Origin of the sequence: Pseudoalteromonas luteoviolacea (assembly GCF_000814765.1) — a bacterium.
Lineage (GTDB): Bacteria > Pseudomonadota > Gammaproteobacteria > Enterobacterales > Alteromonadaceae > Pseudoalteromonas > Pseudoalteromonas luteoviolacea_H.
In genome coordinates this window covers 568328-584248 of the sequence record NZ_JWIC01000007.1, presented here as the reverse complement: position 1 = coordinate 584248, position 15921 = coordinate 568328, and the positions used below count along the sequence as shown (strand labels likewise).

At 41.7% G+C, this 15921-nt stretch carries 18 protein-coding genes; 7 read left to right on the top strand and 11 right to left on the bottom strand.

Annotation, left to right across the window (positions count from 1 at the left end):
- Positions 1–146: 146 nt before the first annotated feature.
- The 5 genes from JF50_RS16920 to JF50_RS16900 all read right to left on the bottom strand — a co-directional run bounded on the left by JF50_RS16920 (position 147) and on the right by JF50_RS16900 (position 5394).
- Positions 147–1895, bottom strand: a complete 1749-nt coding sequence (locus JF50_RS16920) for an ABC transporter ATP-binding protein (protein WP_039610572.1) — start codon at positions 1893–1895, stop codon at positions 147–149.
- Positions 1896–3701, bottom strand: a complete 1806-nt coding sequence (locus JF50_RS16915; protein ID WP_039610571.1) for an ABC transporter ATP-binding protein — start codon at positions 3699–3701, stop codon at positions 1896–1898.
- Between the two features lie 384 nt (positions 3702–4085).
- The gene (locus JF50_RS16910; protein ID WP_039610570.1) at positions 4086–4529 is read right to left on the bottom strand and encodes a hypothetical protein; all 444 of its coding nucleotides are present in this window, start codon (positions 4527–4529) and stop codon (positions 4086–4088) included.
- Positions 4530–4556: 27 nt separating this feature from the next.
- Positions 4557–4799 (bottom strand): hypothetical protein, encoded by a 243-nt coding sequence (locus JF50_RS16905; RefSeq protein ID WP_039610569.1) that lies wholly within the window; start codon positions 4797–4799, stop codon positions 4557–4559.
- Positions 4800–4899: 100 nt separating this feature from the next.
- On the bottom strand, positions 4900–5394 hold the full coding sequence (locus tag JF50_RS16900) for a hypothetical protein (RefSeq protein WP_039610568.1): 495 nt from the start codon (positions 5392–5394) through the stop codon (positions 4900–4902).
- A 110-nt stretch (positions 5395–5504) separates the two neighbouring features.
- Between JF50_RS16900 and JF50_RS16895 the strand changes: the two genes are divergently transcribed.
- The 5 genes from JF50_RS16895 (at position 5505) to JF50_RS16880 (ending at position 8410) form a co-directional block, all read left to right on the top strand.
- Positions 5505–5804: a helix-turn-helix transcriptional regulator gene (locus JF50_RS16895; protein WP_046356816.1), complete on the top strand. Its 300-nt coding sequence runs from the start codon at positions 5505–5507 to the stop codon at positions 5802–5804.
- Positions 5805–5869: 65 nt separating this feature from the next.
- Positions 5870–5998 carry a hypothetical protein gene (locus JF50_RS27810; protein ID WP_268747836.1) on the top strand — a complete coding sequence of 43 codons (129 nt, stop codon included), beginning with the start codon at positions 5870–5872 and terminating at the stop codon, positions 5996–5998.
- 12 nt (positions 5999–6010) lie between these two features.
- Positions 6011–6643, top strand: a complete 633-nt coding sequence (locus tag JF50_RS16890; protein WP_039610567.1) for a hypothetical protein — start codon at positions 6011–6013, stop codon at positions 6641–6643.
- A gap of 231 nt (positions 6644–6874) precedes the next feature.
- Complete coding sequence (locus JF50_RS16885; protein ID WP_152614573.1) at positions 6875–7669, top strand: tetratricopeptide repeat protein; 795 nt, start codon at positions 6875–6877, stop codon at positions 7667–7669.
- A 138-nt stretch (positions 7670–7807) separates the two neighbouring features.
- Positions 7808–8410, top strand: a complete 603-nt coding sequence (locus JF50_RS16880; RefSeq protein WP_039610565.1) for a DUF998 domain-containing protein — start codon at positions 7808–7810, stop codon at positions 8408–8410.
- Positions 8411–8462: 52 nt separating this feature from the next.
- On the opposite strand, the gene JF50_RS16875 is transcribed toward JF50_RS16880, so the two are convergent.
- The 5 genes from JF50_RS16875 to JF50_RS16855 all read right to left on the bottom strand — a co-directional run bounded on the left by JF50_RS16875 (position 8463) and on the right by JF50_RS16855 (position 12534).
- Positions 8463–8951 (bottom strand): hypothetical protein, encoded by a 489-nt coding sequence (locus tag JF50_RS16875; protein ID WP_052262386.1) that lies wholly within the window; start codon positions 8949–8951, stop codon positions 8463–8465.
- A gap of 29 nt (positions 8952–8980) precedes the next feature.
- On the bottom strand, positions 8981–9538 hold the full coding sequence (locus JF50_RS16870) for a GrpB family protein (protein ID WP_052262385.1): 558 nt from the start codon (positions 9536–9538) through the stop codon (positions 8981–8983).
- A 67-nt stretch (positions 9539–9605) separates the two neighbouring features.
- Positions 9606–10622: a tetratricopeptide repeat protein gene (locus tag JF50_RS16865; protein ID WP_052262384.1), complete on the bottom strand. Its 1017-nt coding sequence runs from the start codon at positions 10620–10622 to the stop codon at positions 9606–9608.
- A gap of 91 nt (positions 10623–10713) precedes the next feature.
- On the bottom strand, positions 10714–11568 hold the full coding sequence (locus JF50_RS26245) for a cupin domain-containing protein (protein ID WP_052262383.1): 855 nt from the start codon (positions 11566–11568) through the stop codon (positions 10714–10716).
- A gap of 93 nt (positions 11569–11661) precedes the next feature.
- Positions 11662–12534, bottom strand: coding sequence for a GNAT family N-acetyltransferase (locus JF50_RS16855; RefSeq protein ID WP_039610564.1), 873 nt, complete (start codon positions 12532–12534; stop codon positions 11662–11664).
- Positions 12535–12719: 185 nt separating this feature from the next.
- Here JF50_RS16855 and JF50_RS16850 point away from each other — a divergent pair, with 185 nt between their 5' ends.
- A complete protein-coding gene (locus JF50_RS16850; RefSeq protein WP_039610563.1) occupies positions 12720–13766 on the top strand; it encodes a YjgN family protein in 1047 nt (348 codons plus the stop codon).
- Positions 13767–13768: 2 nt separating this feature from the next.
- A complete protein-coding gene (locus tag JF50_RS16845) occupies positions 13769–14803 on the top strand; it encodes a M48 family metallopeptidase (protein WP_039610562.1) in 1035 nt (344 codons plus the stop codon).
- A gap of 41 nt (positions 14804–14844) precedes the next feature.
- Here the strand turns inward: JF50_RS16845 and JF50_RS16840 are convergent, their stop codons facing one another.
- Complete coding sequence (locus JF50_RS16840; RefSeq protein ID WP_152614571.1) at positions 14845–15813, bottom strand: phosphatidylinositol transfer protein; 969 nt, start codon at positions 15811–15813, stop codon at positions 14845–14847.
- Between the last annotated feature and the right edge of the window lie 108 nt (positions 15814–15921).

Genomic DNA, 15921 nt, shown 5'->3' with positions numbered 1-15921 from the left:
CCTTGTCTAGGTTGCCACTTTTTAGTGGATACAAGCTCACTGCGACTTGCCTATATTTCCCAAGTTTTTAAAGAACATATTACCGATCTCATTATCGGTCACTAATAGGCACTCAGCTGAGTCGCCTACTTTTATGTAAAGCCCCTTTACGCGACATGAGATTCAGCTCTCCAAAGGCGAGTATAGTAACCACCAATTGAAAGCAAACAACGGTGCGAGCCCGACTCCACGACTTTTCCCTGCTCTATCACTAAAATATTATCCGCCTGCACAATACTAGATAAACGATGCGACACGGTGATCACGGTGCGGTTTTGTAATAAGTGCTGTATCGCGCTGACCACATCCGCTTGTGTGATCGGATCTAATGAGGCAGTGATGTCATCTAATAAAACAATCGGTGTATCTTTAAGCAATGCTCTGGCAATGGCAATACACTGGCGTTGCCCACCAGATAACAAAATACCACTCTCCCCAACCTGAGTATTTATCCCATCAGGGAGTTTATTAATAAACTCAAAGCAATGCGCATCAACGCATGCTTGATATACTTCTTCATCCGTTGCATCAGCCTTACCAATTCGAATATTCTCTAAAATACTGGAGTCAATGAGCTGTACATCTTCAAAGATCATACTTATCAGATTATGTAAGTTCTGAGAGCCTATCTCTTGCAGCCCTACCCCGCCTACTTTTACACAGCCACTGCTTGGTTCAAAAAAGCGAGCACATAGGTTGAGCAAAGTCGACTTACCACTCCCTGTCTCTCCCACAACAGCGGTGATGGCGCCTTCTGGTGCATAAAATGACATATTATTTATAGTATCAATATCATCATAACCAAATGATACACGCTCAAATTCGATACTATGATTCTGAGGTGTAATTGGAACGCAAGGTTCACTTAGGCTGGGCTTATTTAAGAATGCTTCGACTGTACATTCAGACTGAATTACCATACGCAACGTACTGCAATGTTCTGCAACTTCATTGAGCATCATCAGTAATGGGATGATCAATACCCCAAATACAATAGCATCAAAATTCATCGCAGATGTGTCTGCCTCAGGGAGTGATAAAGCCAGTATCACAACAAATAAAACCAGTGCCATATTGAGTACAGCCCGATAGCCTAGTAAGGGGCCTGCACCCCACATTTCAGCCTGTAACACGTGTTGCTTAGCACCATCCAACTGTTTTTGGACGCGAGCCAACCAATGGTGTGTTTGATCAAATAACCTAAGGGTTTTGAGTGCCTCAATATAATCTATTAGGGTACTACGGGTATACTTATCAGCATGCGCTTTTGCTTTAGAAACGTGGATAAATCGCTGCTTTAATACGTGCATTGCCCCAAATGCACAAGGCAAAATTAAACACATGCTCAACGCATACAATGGGGCAATACACAGCAAGATCACCAACCCAAATAAAGCCGCCATCAGGGCTGACAGTAGATCGGGCAACACATGCGAAAATATGCGCTCTACTTTCTTGATATCATCACGGAGTAACTCAAAAAATGCACTGCTGTGTATTTGATGCATAACCCCTAGTGGCAGGTGCCTATAATGCGTAATCGCTTTACTACGATAATCCTGCGCTATTTGGTAACCGCCTATAAGGCTTTGCTGCTGGCCCACATAAGCACAGATGAGTTGTAGTAAAAATACACCGCTCAGTGCCATAAAATAGTCACTGGGTGTCGACAGAAGCATGGTGGCAATGGTGACTTTACTCAACTCTGCATAGAGCCAGTAACAACATAAAACACATGGCAAAATTGAAAAGCATCGCTCCAATATCTTAAATATAATACCAATGATAAACGACTGCTTGCCTGACTTTACATGACCGAGTACACGGCGAATACTGTTGATGACCTGTCTATCCATTTAACGCTCGTAACTTGGTAACTGGGCTGGTATAACCGGTGTTTTCTGAGGGTGCACACCCCCTTGTAACTGCCACCCTTTTTTATAGTGCTCACACCGAGCTAACATTGCCTCATGCGTGCCCTGGGCTGCAATCATGCCATCCATTAACGTGAAAATTTGATCGCTATTTTCAAGACCAAAATAATGAGGTGTGATCACTAAAAATGTGGTGTTAGGGTAATGCCCTTTTAAGCCTTGATAAAACTTCGCGTAGGTCAGGTTATCCATGTCGGCACAAGCTTCATCTAAAATCACCAAAGGTGGTGCGTTCAATAATGCTCTAGCGATGGCGATACGGGTGCTCTCTCCTCTTGATAAATTCATGCCGCGCGCTTCTACCCATGTATCTAACCCATTCGGTTGTCGTCCCAGCCAAAATTTGAGCTGAGCCGCAACGATGGCATGCTCTAGTGCCTCTGTTGTGATGCCACTTCGACCGAATGTGATGTTATCTCTGATTGTCCCCTCAAATAAATAACTTTCTTGCATTACGACGCTCATCGCCCCAGCTCTATCGCCATCAGAGAGTTCAAATACATCTTTACCATACCACTGGACGCGGCCCTTATTGGGCGCAAGTAACCCGCTTGCAAGCATTGCGATGGTCGACTTGCCACTGCCCGTACCGCCAACAATCACATTGAGGGCGTTGGGTAAAAGCTTAAAATGCACATTCTTCAGTACAGAAGCCTGTGCATAACAAAAATCGACGCAATAAAATTGTAGCATCGGGTACTTTGAAGCCCCTTGAACCGGTGTGGTATCGTTTTCAGTAGGCGCCATACAGTACAATGGCGTGATCCGAGCAATACTGGCCAGCATATCGTTGGCTTCCATAAAAAAGCGACTCACCTGTAACAGTGGACTCACCATGCTGGTAGCCAACAAAACAGCTAATATAAACTGCTCGATTAAAATCAGCTGCAAGCTGTATAACCAGATAGCCGTTGGTAGCAAAAATAAACAAGACGAACCCAATAACACGCTATACGCGGCCCAACCAGGTAACGCTTGGTGAGTAACCGACTTCACTGTACCGTGATGGATTTCCAGCTTGTGATGCAGTGTTTCAAACCGTTGGCTATCTAAATTATGTAACTTCATCAAAGGGGCGTATTTTACATAATCATGGAGTGTGGAGTTTAAGTCCGCTGCCTCATGGCTAAATTGTGCATAGCGCTCGGTAATTTTGCATTCCCAAAAACCACGCACGAAATAGCACAGCGGCACAATGGCGATAGCACTCAAAGCAAGCCGCCAATCGATCAGGCACAACGCACACAATAAAAATATCGGAGACAAACAGGCGTTAAATAACTCAACACTATTATGAGCGACAAAGTTTTCTAGTTTTTCAATATCATGGAGCATTTGCTGCTTTAACGCGCCTGTATTTTGCTGGCTTAACCATTTAAGTGTGACACTGGCTAAATGTGTTGACAGTGTCCCCCTAACATCAGCAAACGCTCTAAGCGCAACTTGGTAACTCAAATAATACGCGCTAATACGAAACAGTGTCTTACAAACGATAACCGTGACTAGCCCTGCTGCGACCCAAAGTAATGTGTTGACTGATGTGGTAATCGGGTCAAGTAACTCAGTTATGGCGATAAATAGTAAATATATAGGCAGTAATTGAGCACAACTTGCCAGCGCAGTTAAGCTCAGTGCCATCACCATTTTGCTTTTATATCGAGCACACATTGACCACAAAACCAGCCAAGGGTTATTGCTCTTTTCGGTATCATAAGACTCAACACGCATATAAACAGCTCCTTGAAATGCGTTCTTAAATCAGGGCCAAACGGCTAGCCAGATAATAGAGGGGTAGCAAAGTAATGCAATGATCTCGCTACCAAATACAGATTTTGTTTAAGTGCATTTGTTATAAATCAAACAAACCTACGAGTCCTTTAAACAAAATCCATTATAAAGAATGAATTCAGATTACAAGCCTCGTGATTTTTATCAACGTTAAATAATTCATACAAACAACAAGAATAAAGAAGTATTTATTCATTCAATGACGGAAATACTGCAGTATTATTCATAGTAATTTGGTTGATAGACACTAATAAAAATGCAAACAGCACACTGTGTAAAGATTTTTTAATTAATTAACAATACGTTAGTATTGAGTTGCCGTGACTAGCTATTATTACCATTACGGCTGGTACCAAAGACATAACCGAGCAAAGCAGTCAGGGTCGGAAATAAAACATTGAGCAAAATTAATTGCAAAGTATCAAACCAAAAAGCTCTAAAGTCGCTTCTCTGCTGCGTTAGCTGTTTTAGGACATCCGAATTAATCACTTGATTCGTTAACATCAGTTGCTGCGTTTCTCTCATCGCGATAAAGAACTGATATTCACCCCACATAAAAATACATAAGATGATGACTAAAAAACCAATTAATACACTGATGATCCCCCACGTTAAATTAACGCCTGCTTTTTCTTTTCCTGTAAGGGGTTCAGAGACAGGGGCATCCTCAGGCGTATAGTCCTGTGCCGATGCAAGATCAATATCCTGCCAGGATTCTGATGATGGGATTGCGTTTGATTGTGTGCAGTCCTGTGCACTTGAAGACATGATTTAACTCATTTAATAATTAATGTTCTATAAATTGGTTTTGGAAATATTATTTAATTCAGGTATGACAAGACGATGTATGTCTTTGCCTTGTTTATTTGCGGATAAAATTGTTCTGTCGTGGACAACCTCATCTGATGCCCAATCAAGTAACGTCAAAGCGACTTTAGTCAGATCACTTGATTTTTTCAGTCCTAAACGACTTTGTAGCGCCGCTAAATAATCTGCATCAACCGAAAACCTAACTTCTGTCTTTTTTGCATCCGCCATAAAAACTCCAAAAAATATCCAGCTTTTTTCCGATTTTAGTGGATATACTTTGTTTACGCAACAGCAAAAAAGGCTCCCGAGTACCCAAATTAAGAAAATACTACACTGAATCAAGACTGGACACTTTTGCCATCGCTTTAATCTGTGGATCCAGTCCATTGAGTAAGTCAATTAATTGTGCAGCAATTCCAAAGTCTGATTGAACACGACTTTGTGCTTCATATTCATCAATCCCATTTACCAGTTCCTTTAGCGTTAAAAAGAAACCACTGTTGCATTTATTGCCAATGCCCTTTAGTGTGACGCACACCAGCACATTTCTTGGTTGGCTCACCGTGTTTAATATTACACTTAATAGCCGCGGCGGCATGGACATATATAAGCTAGCCAATGCCTGAAATTGATACTCTCCCATCTGAGTGTATATCACCCAAATTGGTAACTGCTTACTGTACAAAGGTTGATAATTAACTACTGGGCACCTATCGGTTGACAACATGTCTATCAATCCACACTGTACTTGGTGAGATAGTCTTTGCTCCACACTGGCTCTAAATTGGTTTATCAGCCTAATGTCATGTTCTATCCTTGTCATTACGGTATGCTCCATATATAGTATTTACATAATTTAACATTTTTATAATAAATGCTTAAACATCTAAAAGTCTTTAGATTAATTAACATTTTTGTATTTAGGGCGAGACATTGAATAAAACTGTTAGGCCGCACGATGAGCAAAGCTTAAGTGACTTAAAGGTAATGAGGCTCGCAGCTAACAAGACTCAGAAGCAAATGGCCAAAGTGCTCGGGACGAGCGAAGCAACAATTATTAATTATGAAAATGGCGTAAGTGACATTAAGTACAAGGATTACCTTAAATGGTCACTCGCATGCAAATTCGATTTAAGCGCTATTGAAGAACAGCTTCAAACTTTACGTGATCTTGTTATCGAAAATAACTTGCACCGATACCGCAAAGTCAACAAGCTAAAGCACGAAAAGTAGTCATCAGGCCTTATTCAAAAACCATAAAATGTCCCCAAAGGGCAATAAATATAAGGAAAATAACCATGAAAATACCACTGAACACTCAACTACTCTCTCAAGATACATGTCGACTTGTAAATGGTGCCTACAAAACCAAATACCCGACAACTAAACCCGTAAAACCCAAACAACCACCTATTATTCAGCTTTAAGTTCTCTGTATCATGAGTCTTTTGCGCATCTCTTGTGCAGCCTTCATGATCATCGCTTTGATATTTGTCTATTCATATGACTGGATGTTTATGTCATTTGCGACCATCTCATTTTGTTTTGGTGTTCTCCTACTTAGAATAGACAATATCAACGCGGTCTCGATTACTGCCCTTATTCTCGCCATGTCTTTATTTGAATTTGTGTCATTCAATTACCTGATCCCTCTAGAGTCTGAAACGCTCCCCATGATTTGGCTTGGTTCAATCGTATATGGTGTGCAATTGTTACTATTTTTGAGTACCTGTATTGTCCTTTTGCTCAGAGTTAGACTGACCAAACAACTTTTCAAACAAACACATAATATTGCCCCGACCTACGCAGAGGGACTCATCGCTTTTTGTCTCTTTATGACGACGATGTTAATGGCGCTCATGCTCATAGAAAACTTTGTCAGAAATACCATTGATCTGGGCTTCACAAACCACTTTTTTGGCACGTTGACACATTTAACCGTTGTTTATGATAGCTACGAAATAATTGCCTATACGCTACGTGCGTCAATATGTGCCTTATTAATTTCTATGCTTTTTGTTGTTGAGATTGATACAGCTAAACTGGTTGAACAAAGCAAAGTGCGCGGATAATCCGCCCTTCTTATACATATCTTTTCACTCGAAAAGTACATATTTCATACACAACGTCAACAGATGTTTGTTTTGTTATTATGAATAATCTCATTTCTTAATAAAAATTTCTCTAATTCTGTTTTTTAGGATGACAAACCGAAATGGATCTGAGAGAATCCGCCCCATAAACGGTGAATTAGTCAGTATTTACTTACTACATAGTAATTTATAATTATAAGTCTTTTAATAATGCGTAACGCCCTAGTGTCATTAATTTTGCTGTTTACCTTTCTCCCCGTACTGACCTTACACGTACAAGCAAGTAATGCTTACTATAAAGTAACATACCACTACAACATTGGTGATGTATTTACAACGAAAGAAAATGGTGTTTGGCGAACCGCTAAAATTCTAGATATTGATACAAATGAGCAATCATCAACTATTCATGCCTTGCTGTACAACAGCACGAAACACAAGCCAAAGCTTGAAGAAGTGAATAAGTTATCAGTTGCAACATATCACTCCACCATTGCACATGCCAAGCTTGAGAAAAAGTGGCTATTTATCGGTAATGACACGCCCCTTAAGGCTGAATTGAAAGGCTACATTCACTACTTAAAAAGTCATGACTTTAACAAGTACGCTGAGGCAACAAACCAAAAAGTTGATGACCTCATTTTCAGAGCTAATACGCTGTACACAAAAGGGTATGCTTTAAATCAAGCAGCCCAATACAAGCAAGCGATTGAAGCATATAAGCAAGCCATTCATATCTACCCAATGTACTTTGAAGCAATCGATAATATCGGTTTTGCTTACATGGATATGGGAGATTTTAAAACAGCCATCAACTACTTTGATCAGTCTTTGGTCGTTAATCCACAAGGGATGACAGCGCTGTATTATAAAGGCATGTGTTATATCAATCTGGAAGACTATGTGCGCGCCAGTGAAGTGTTCAAACAAGGTATGCATGCCTTTCCCCAGCAAAAACACGTTTTCGAAGAGATCTACATAAAACTGCAACAAGATACCCTTTAACTCACCTTTGTTTCTCCTCATGCTTTGTTAATAAAGTTGGTTGGTAATGCTTCAATAGGAATTGACCGCCAACTATTATTCACGTATTTTATTTTCAACATCAACAAAAAAAATACCAATAACCATAAGGAGAATTCCATGGCAGGTAGTGTCGTGCTACTGACAGGCTTTATTGCCACTATTTGGATAACGATAGGTGTCTATATCGCAGGTAAATTCTATCCGAACTACAACCATAAAACGCAATTTTGCAGTGAGCTTGGCGCAACAGGCAGCCCCACAGAAAAACTCTCACCGCTCATTAACAACTACCCCTTAGGGCTATTATTTTGTTTATTTGGCTGGAGTGTTATAGCGCATGCAAACGAAGCTTTAACGCTCACCGCAGTGGGTTGGTTAATCATCATCCATGGTATTGGGACCTGGGTTGCGGGGTACTTTCCTATGGATAAAGATCCGTACACAAAAACCCCAACACTAAATTGCCAAATTCACTCTCACGCAGGGCTTGTCATGCTGCTATCACTCTTAATCGCACCGCTGCTAGTCCTGTTTAGTGATCTGGCTTTTGAATTTCGTATTTTTTCAGGTGTGTCTGCCGCCATTGCCTGTTTTTATCTATACCGAATGGCAAAGGCGTTCAAACAAAAAACCTATTTAGGTTTATATCAGCGTATTTCATATTGGGCCAAACTCATTTGGTTAGCCACACTGTCTCTGCTACTTTGGAGCTCGACCTAATCTTACGACCTCTGCACTATGAATACAGAGCGGTGCAGAGGGTAATTTTCGACTAGAAAAAGCGTTTAGTCATAGCACCGATTTTGACTTGTTCAACTTTATCAAATTCAATGTCACGTACTTTAGACATATTTTTCCAAAGCAATGTGTAACCTCGAGTAAAACGAGTTTTACTGACCCGCTTTTGAAATTTTGCCTTCTCCTGCTCAGTGGCATCTCTTAACTCCCCTAAAGTGCCATATAAACGCACCGCGGGCCGACTGACAAACTCGCCTCTAAGCAAAGACTTTAGCCAATACCACATACTGCCATTGACCGCTAAAATGCAAACTCTCCCCTGAAGATGGGCAGATTTGGGCAAGTGTGTTGTGAATTTTTCAAAATAATACCCTTTTCCTGGTTCAGTCAAAATTAACGAGCCTATAGGCGTAATATGTGGTTCCCCCTCAGCAGAAACACTGGCAATCGCATAATGAAAGGAGGACTTAAAAGAGCGCTTAAACAGGGTTTTTATTTCGAGCCAATTGGTATGTATATCCATATGAATGTCCCATTTTTTGTTAGCTGATTTTATTGTGTCTGATTTTTACTCTCAAGCAAACTGGCAGCATAAAAAAGTGAATCCATATAAGGGTCTTTGAATTCATAGTATGCGGCTTCATCATTTGGAAAACGCCGAGCCAGCGCACTTTTTATTTTACCGTACGCATCTGCGATCGGTTTATTATCACGCAAAAAATCACGAAATTGTAAAGCGTAGCCTTGGTTCACTCGACCTACTTCTCTGATGTGAATATGAGTTTGTCGCTGTCCAGGTGGCTCTCGAAAGTATCGCTTCCCCAAGCATACATCTCCCGCTTGATAACCGATTAAATTATCATGGGTAATGTCGGGCCTGAAAACATACCCTGCTTCACGCAAAACAGATACTAAATACGGGTTGTCAAGGTCCTTTACACTCACTTGAATGTCTATTACATCTTTCGCTACAAGACCGGGAACTGCGGTCGAACCTATGTGATCAATACGCACAGCCAACCCACCTAATACCTGCTGCAAAACTGACTGAATAGCAATAAACTCTTCTGTCCATCGAGGCTGATACTCTACCACTTCTATTTTTTTCATTGATGCTAACGCTTAACTATCGATACATGCTTTGACGAACACACCGTAATGATAATTAAATAATTAATCACCAATCACATCGCCTTACTTGTTCAAACCACTTCGCCTGAAATGCTTGAATACGCTGCTCAGTTAAAGCCGGGACTGTCACTTTTACTTTCGGTGCCAAATGTGTTGCAACTAACCGCCGGACTTGATCGCTCTCTAATTGATTAAATAATGTTTGTAACTGCATGCGCTCTTGTGCTGATAGCTTTTGGCCTTGCTGCGTTAAATAAGTGATATTGATCCATTGTAAAAAAGCCTTTTTTGCTTGATTCGGAAAAGCATCAGTCAGCGCTTTTATAGGCGAATACAAACGCGCATAGTTGATGCTTTCACCTTTTAACACGAATAAAAAAAGTAAGTTGGTTCCCGCAGTAATATGTCCAGAGCGTTTATCCACACGTTGATACCCTTCTAGCGCAGCTCTTAAATAACCATCCGCTTGATCATAGTGAGTCAAATCTAATGCTATCGCACCTAAATTATTATTGATGGTTGCAGCCATCGATACATTGTGCTGTTCTTGAGCCAACAAAGCCGCTTGCTGATAGAGCGCGATCGCTTTTTGGTGTGCTCCCATATGTCTTGCAACCAAAGCTCTGCTATTTATCAATGTTAAGCGTTGTGATGCATTTTCTGCGTATTTGAGTGCACATTGCAGACTCATGTCCGCCTCATTCAAGTGCCCTTTTCGACGCAGCCAAATTCCAAGCGCACTTAGAATACTGGTCAATTTATTGATGAAGTATGGATGTGTACTATGCGTAAACAAAGTCTCAAGAGACTGCTCTAGCAAAAGGAGTTGATTGGTAGGCACTGATGCACGTACCCGTAAAACATGCCAGCGGATCTTGAGCGCCGGAGGTAATACATCAATATCAGGCATTGTTTTAAGCAAATACAAAGAGTGAGAAGGTTTCACCGTTAAATAATCTTCAACCTCCAGCAACCTCTCCATCTGTTGCTCTACAGACGGCTTTGCCTCAGGTGTAAAAGAAATAAACAACCCAATAGTGAACAGTACAGCCTTACCTATCAAATCAAGTTCCCAGTCGTTAATTACTTATTGAATATAGAGGAACAATATGAACAGACCAAATTATCCACTCATCCGAGGCCAAAATAGTAAGTTAACTTGCAAAGCCAGAAGGCATTTTGGTTTGATGATGATTGACTGCAAGTCTATCGCATATGTCTGCAACCTCAGGATAGTCAATTTTTAAAGCCTGATGATCTGCCGCTTCAAAACAATCGCCTGTAAACCCCGGTGCCATTGTGCAGCCAAATATCGCATATTGTCCACGCTCACTCAGTTCCCCAGCCTGCCAAACACCAGCAGGAATACGGTACTGTAACTGTTGCCCCTGCTTAAAGTCAGGGCCCATCACCACAGTTTCAACGTGCCCATCAGGGTAAAGTAAGTACAGATTGAACGCATCGCCTTGATAAAAGTGCCAAATTTCTTCATGTGTGAGTCGGTGAAAACACGATACGCTTTTGAGCGCATGGCAATACATACCGATCATGGCTGTGCCAATAGGTTTATTATCATGAAGCTCTGTCTTAGCACGCCAAGTACTTTTATATAGAGTCCCTTCAACGGGCAGACGAAGAAAGCGATAATGTGCCAGCACATCTAACAGAGTGGATGACACTTCTCGATGCGCAAAGAGAGGGTATTCAACAACATCGACAATCGCATCTGTATTGAGCTTGCCATAAATATGTGGAAACAATGCATGGCTGCCAAGCGGCTCACTAGGCGCTTCAAAAATCAACTGCGCATGAATAAGGCGCGGATCAACCACAGCCACTTTGACGTCATCCAAGCTTGCGTAAAAATGCTGATACACATCTTTTACTTGCTCTGCTGTACACGCATGTATGTAACCCTCTGCACTTAAAGAGGGGGGCGCATAAACCGGTTTATTGGGCGTGATCTCATCACCACAAAATAGGATAAATATCGCGTTATGTTTTGTCATACAAGTCCTTAATTAACCAAGACGTTCAAGCCCCCATATAGTCGGGCGCGCTATTCTAAAGAAGTATTACTATGTCGCTGGCGCAGCGCCGTGCTAACCAATTTCAAATGATGCGACACCAAACGTGCGCGCAATTGGCAAAGCTGGAGAGTCTCCTGTGTACATTCTTGCCGTTTCAAACACCATATTCATACCTAATAATTCGGCTAAATTCACCGCTGCTTGATTTGGCTCCGGCGTATCTAAAAACACGTCTAGCGGCTGTTCTGAACCCTTCGCGATTTTTAACAACAAGGCTTTGAGCAGCGCTTTAGCATGCTCTGCATCATTTGCGTAAAGAGGCCCAATTTTATATCCAGTTCTACAGGCTCGGATAACACCATATCCAAGTACTTCTTGTTGGGCTTGTATACTCACAGCATGTGCATTAGCTTGAGTGCGCCATCGATAATTAAACTCATCACGATCTGCAGGGAAAAAATCACGTTCGTATTGAGTGATCGATGTTTCATCTACCGCCTCGATATCTCCATCAACTGAAGTGCTGATCTTTACTATTTCACTCTCCGTGAATGTACCTTGATATCTGATATTCCGATAGGCAAGTTTAAACCCTGATTTTTGATAATTTGCTTGTTGTTCAACAACACCATCTAGGCCAATGTTGCAACCAGACAGGTATGACATCGCCGCTTGCCAGATCTGGTAACCATAGCCCTTCCCTCTATAATCTGGTTTCACAATATAAAAACCGATAAAGCCAAAACTCGCATCATATTTCATTGCAGAGATAACCGCGATAGGTTCATCATTGAGAAGCCCTATCAAAAACCCTTGTGGATCGGCTAATGCGTAACTTGTGGCATCACACTCCCCTGGGTTCCAGCCTTCTGCCGCAGCCCAATCTATCGCGATATTTATTTCATCATGAGTCATCGCCCTAATCACAAAATTATCCTTACTCATCTCTTTACCTTAGCTGCGTTATTCATCACTGATATTTAATTTTTCTCTAGCTTAATCAAGGAAAAATTAAATTCAACAGTGGCCTATTTTTCATTCATAAATATTTACATAGAAATTGGCAGTTTGTTGCTTTTATTGAAACATAGTGTGTATCATAAATTGGCATTTCTAGGAGTATGATATATATGGATTCAGCGAACCAACCTACACAAGTAGGTCAAGACACCCCCAAACTTATTAGCTTTACGGGCAATGCCAAAGATTTCTTTGGCATATGGATTGTTAACCTACTTTTAAGTATTGCCACTTTAGGCATTTACTCTGCCTGGGCAACAGTCAGAACTAAACAATATTTTTATGGCAATACCAGTATTGACGGTCATCGTTTTGAGTACTTGGCTACCCCAATGCAAATTCTCAAAGGACGTGTTGTCGCAGCCCTGCTACTCGTAGCCTACTTGTTTTGTGCCAATTACTTTCCAGTTATTGGTTTAATAATGGCCCTCGCACTCACCATAGCCGCACCTTGGCTCATCAATCAGAGCTTCAAATTTAATATGCGGATGACTCGGTTCAGAAATATCCGATTCAACTTTCAAGGCAGCTATGGCCAAGCATTTAAGGTCTTTGTTCTCCTGCCTATTCTGTGCCTATTGACGTTTTACCTACTGACGCCATGGGCGTTAAAAAAAATCGATGAATACTTGTGTAATAATATGCAATTTGGAGACAAACCGTTTTCAGCAAAACTTTCAACAAGTACCTACTTAAGTGCAATACTCATTACATTCTTAAGCTCTCTTGCCTCCATCCCATTGATTATTGCGATTATATTTGCAGCAGGTGGCAGCTTCGAGAACTCAGCAAATGCCCTATTCATCGTTGTACCTGCTTATTTTGCTTGTATCTATCTATTAAAGGCAATTTACCAAGCGCTAATCAGAAATCATATTTTCAATAGTACAACCATTAATGACGTTGCAGAGCTACATTCAGACCTTTCGCCTGTGAGATATGCCTATGTCGAGGCCACGAACATACTTGCAATTGGCGCAACTCTAGGGCTTGCTTACCCTTGGGCAAAAATACGCAAAACCCATGTGCTTGCTAAAGCCAGTGCAATTAGCGTGTTACCAACAGCTGACAGCGTTTTAGACACAATGGATTCGTCGGAATCCTCGCTAGGAGATGAGGCAGCAACATTGTTTGATGTTGATGTGTCTCTGACGTAGCTATGCGAGTCTCAGGCCTGCTTTACCCATTTTCGAATAGCACCGCATACGAAGTAGAAGCGCTGCTCGAAAATGGGCAGCTAGTGATCCATTACGATCAAAATCGCGCTGCTCGTTGTGCACTTGATAATGTGTCACTATCCACTCAGATCCCAGGTGTTCCAGTACAAGCCACCCTACCTTCTGGAGAACGTTTTGTGCCTCATAGTCCCGACTTTATTTGGCCTATTAGCGCTCACCGTCAAGGGATGGCCAAGTTTGAACGTCACTATGGCATGATCTTATCGGCATTATTACTCACACCCTTATTAGTTTACGTTCTTTTATTTAAGGTGACCCCGATGGCAGCCGTGCTGATAGTCGACTATGTACCTGACAGTATTGTAGAGACCATGGGTGAGCAATCTATGTATGTGGTTGAAGAAAACTTTTTATCACCGAGCGCACTGCCGCCTCAAACGCAGCAAGAAATACATGCCATTTGGGAGGATGCGTTAGTCAAAGTTGCTCTATCACAAGAGCAATATCAACTTGGTATTTATGCTTCTGAGCATTTTGGTGCCAACGCGTTTGCGCTACCCCATGGGCAAGTTGTCATAACGGACGACCTGATCTCGGCACTTAAAGACAACCCCGATGCAATTCGTGCTGTATTGCTACATGAAATAGGCCATGTCGAAGGAAAGCATAGCATTCGACTTGCTGCACAGGCATTTGCAGGCACCATTGCCATGAGCTTTATATTTGGCGATATGGAAGGGATCTTGGAACTGCTCATAGGGTCTGGAAACTTAATCATGGGCGCACAATTTTCACAAAAAATGGAGTGGGAAGCAGACAATTTCGCACTGGAACGGCTTACTCAACTTGGTCATTCAAACACAGATTTTGCCGACGCCCTCAAGCATTTAAAAACGCTTTCGGAAACTGATAAAGACTCAACATCAGAGCGTGCACAGTGGCTAGAATATCTATCTACGCACCCAAGCCTTGAGGCACGTATCCAACACGCTCAATCATATCAACATAACCAATAGGCGGCTAAAACAAGCCGCCTTTACCTGATCATATCGCGCTATTACTCACACTTTGCGGTAGGGTAATCATCGACATGTGTCTGAATATGCTGATAGTAATGATTTTGATCAATCGCCGTCGTGCCATAATGTCCAGCATCAGGCCCAATCGTAAAGCTACTGTTTTCACCCAGCCCTGCACGAATAAAAGCTTCTGCATCCGTTTTTGCATTGCCATAGGCACGCACGATGTCTAAACCTTGTGCCTGTAAACGGTTTATTTCTGCCGTTTTATATTCTGCGGTACGGAATAAACTGGTCTCGTTACTCAGTGAAGTGCGTAAAAAACCTTGGGGTAATCCCATCCAATTCAGCCAATCTCGTGTACCTTTTGCATACCAATATACTCGAGCAGTCAAATATACGGGCTGATAACCAAGATCTAAATATCGACGAACTAAAGTGTATGCACCTTCTTTTTCATCCGCTCGGCTAATGCCCGTATAGTCACCAATTTGCTCGGCATCTGATTCCGTCAATGTGCCATCAATATCAAACAAGACCGCTTGAGTCCCTGCTTGTACAACCGTCACATAACCTTCAGCACCGGATTTATCTGCCGGTACACCTGCGTAAATTCGGTATTGCCCAGCTTGTAATGCGGGTAATGTCACTCTGGCTTTACCATCGTGGTCTGTCACAGCATTGGCCAAAAACCGCCATTGAGTATCCTGCTCTGAGCGAATATAAAATTTTACGGCTTCATACTCTAAATCTTTATGTGCTACAGCACCATAATCAAACTTTGCCGTAACCGTCACTGCATGTCCCTCAGCCACAACCTGATCATGAACCATATGAAATGCGGGCAGCCAAGTTATGAGTTTATTTAATCGGTTTCTGTACCCTGAGTCAGGCAACTCTGGTTGGACAAACTGAGTTTCTAGCCATGCCAGATTTGGACAAGTAGGTAGTGCACTCACTGCACTGCTAAATCCGGCAAGCAAAGCCATATAACCAAATAATTTCATCTTCTTTCTCATCATAATTTTGTCATTTAAAGAGTAAATACTCCAGATTACAAAATTATTAACAATATTTTTTCTTTTTCCAGTGAGATGTAGAAGTTTGTTGTGGGA

Excerpts from the sequence above, each read along its gene's own strand:
- JF50_RS16885 (WP_152614573.1), top strand. The coding sequence starts at position 6,875 with ATGCGTAACGCCCTAGTGTCATTAATTTTGCTGTTTACCTTTCTCCCC.
- JF50_RS16875 (WP_052262386.1), bottom strand. The coding sequence starts at position 8,951 with ATGGATATACATACCAATTGGCTCGAAATAAAAACCCTGTTTAAGCGC.
- JF50_RS16840 (WP_152614571.1), bottom strand. The coding sequence starts at position 15,813 with ATGAAATTATTTGGTTATATGGCTTTGCTTGCCGGATTTAGCAGTGCA.
- JF50_RS16850 (WP_039610563.1), top strand. The coding sequence starts at position 12,720 with ATGGATTCAGCGAACCAACCTACACAAGTAGGTCAAGACACCCCCAAA.
- JF50_RS16915 (WP_039610571.1), bottom strand. The coding sequence starts at position 3,701 with ATGCGTGTTGAGTCTTATGATACCGAAAAGAGCAATAACCCTTGGCTG.
- JF50_RS16870 (WP_052262385.1), bottom strand. The coding sequence starts at position 9,538 with ATGAAAAAAATAGAAGTGGTAGAGTATCAGCCTCGATGGACAGAAGAG.
- JF50_RS16905 (WP_039610569.1), bottom strand. The coding sequence starts at position 4,799 with ATGGCGGATGCAAAAAAGACAGAAGTTAGGTTTTCGGTTGATGCAGAT.
- JF50_RS16920 (WP_039610572.1), bottom strand. The coding sequence starts at position 1,895 with ATGGATAGACAGGTCATCAACAGTATTCGCCGTGTACTCGGTCATGTA.
- JF50_RS16845 (WP_039610562.1), top strand. The coding sequence starts at position 13,769 with ATGCGAGTCTCAGGCCTGCTTTACCCATTTTCGAATAGCACCGCATAC.
- JF50_RS16900 (WP_039610568.1), bottom strand. The coding sequence starts at position 5,394 with ATGACAAGGATAGAACATGACATTAGGCTGATAAACCAATTTAGAGCC.
- JF50_RS16880 (WP_039610565.1), top strand. The coding sequence starts at position 7,808 with ATGGCAGGTAGTGTCGTGCTACTGACAGGCTTTATTGCCACTATTTGG.
- JF50_RS16890 (WP_039610567.1), top strand. The coding sequence starts at position 6,011 with ATGAGTCTTTTGCGCATCTCTTGTGCAGCCTTCATGATCATCGCTTTG.
- JF50_RS16910 (WP_039610570.1), bottom strand. The coding sequence starts at position 4,529 with ATGTCTTCAAGTGCACAGGACTGCACACAATCAAACGCAATCCCATCA.
- JF50_RS26245 (WP_052262383.1), bottom strand. The coding sequence starts at position 11,568 with ATGACAAAACATAACGCGATATTTATCCTATTTTGTGGTGATGAGATC.
- JF50_RS27810 (WP_268747836.1), top strand. The coding sequence starts at position 5,870 with ATGAAAATACCACTGAACACTCAACTACTCTCTCAAGATACATGTCGA.
- JF50_RS16855 (WP_039610564.1), bottom strand. The coding sequence starts at position 12,534 with ATGAGTAAGGATAATTTTGTGATTAGGGCGATGACTCATGATGAAATA.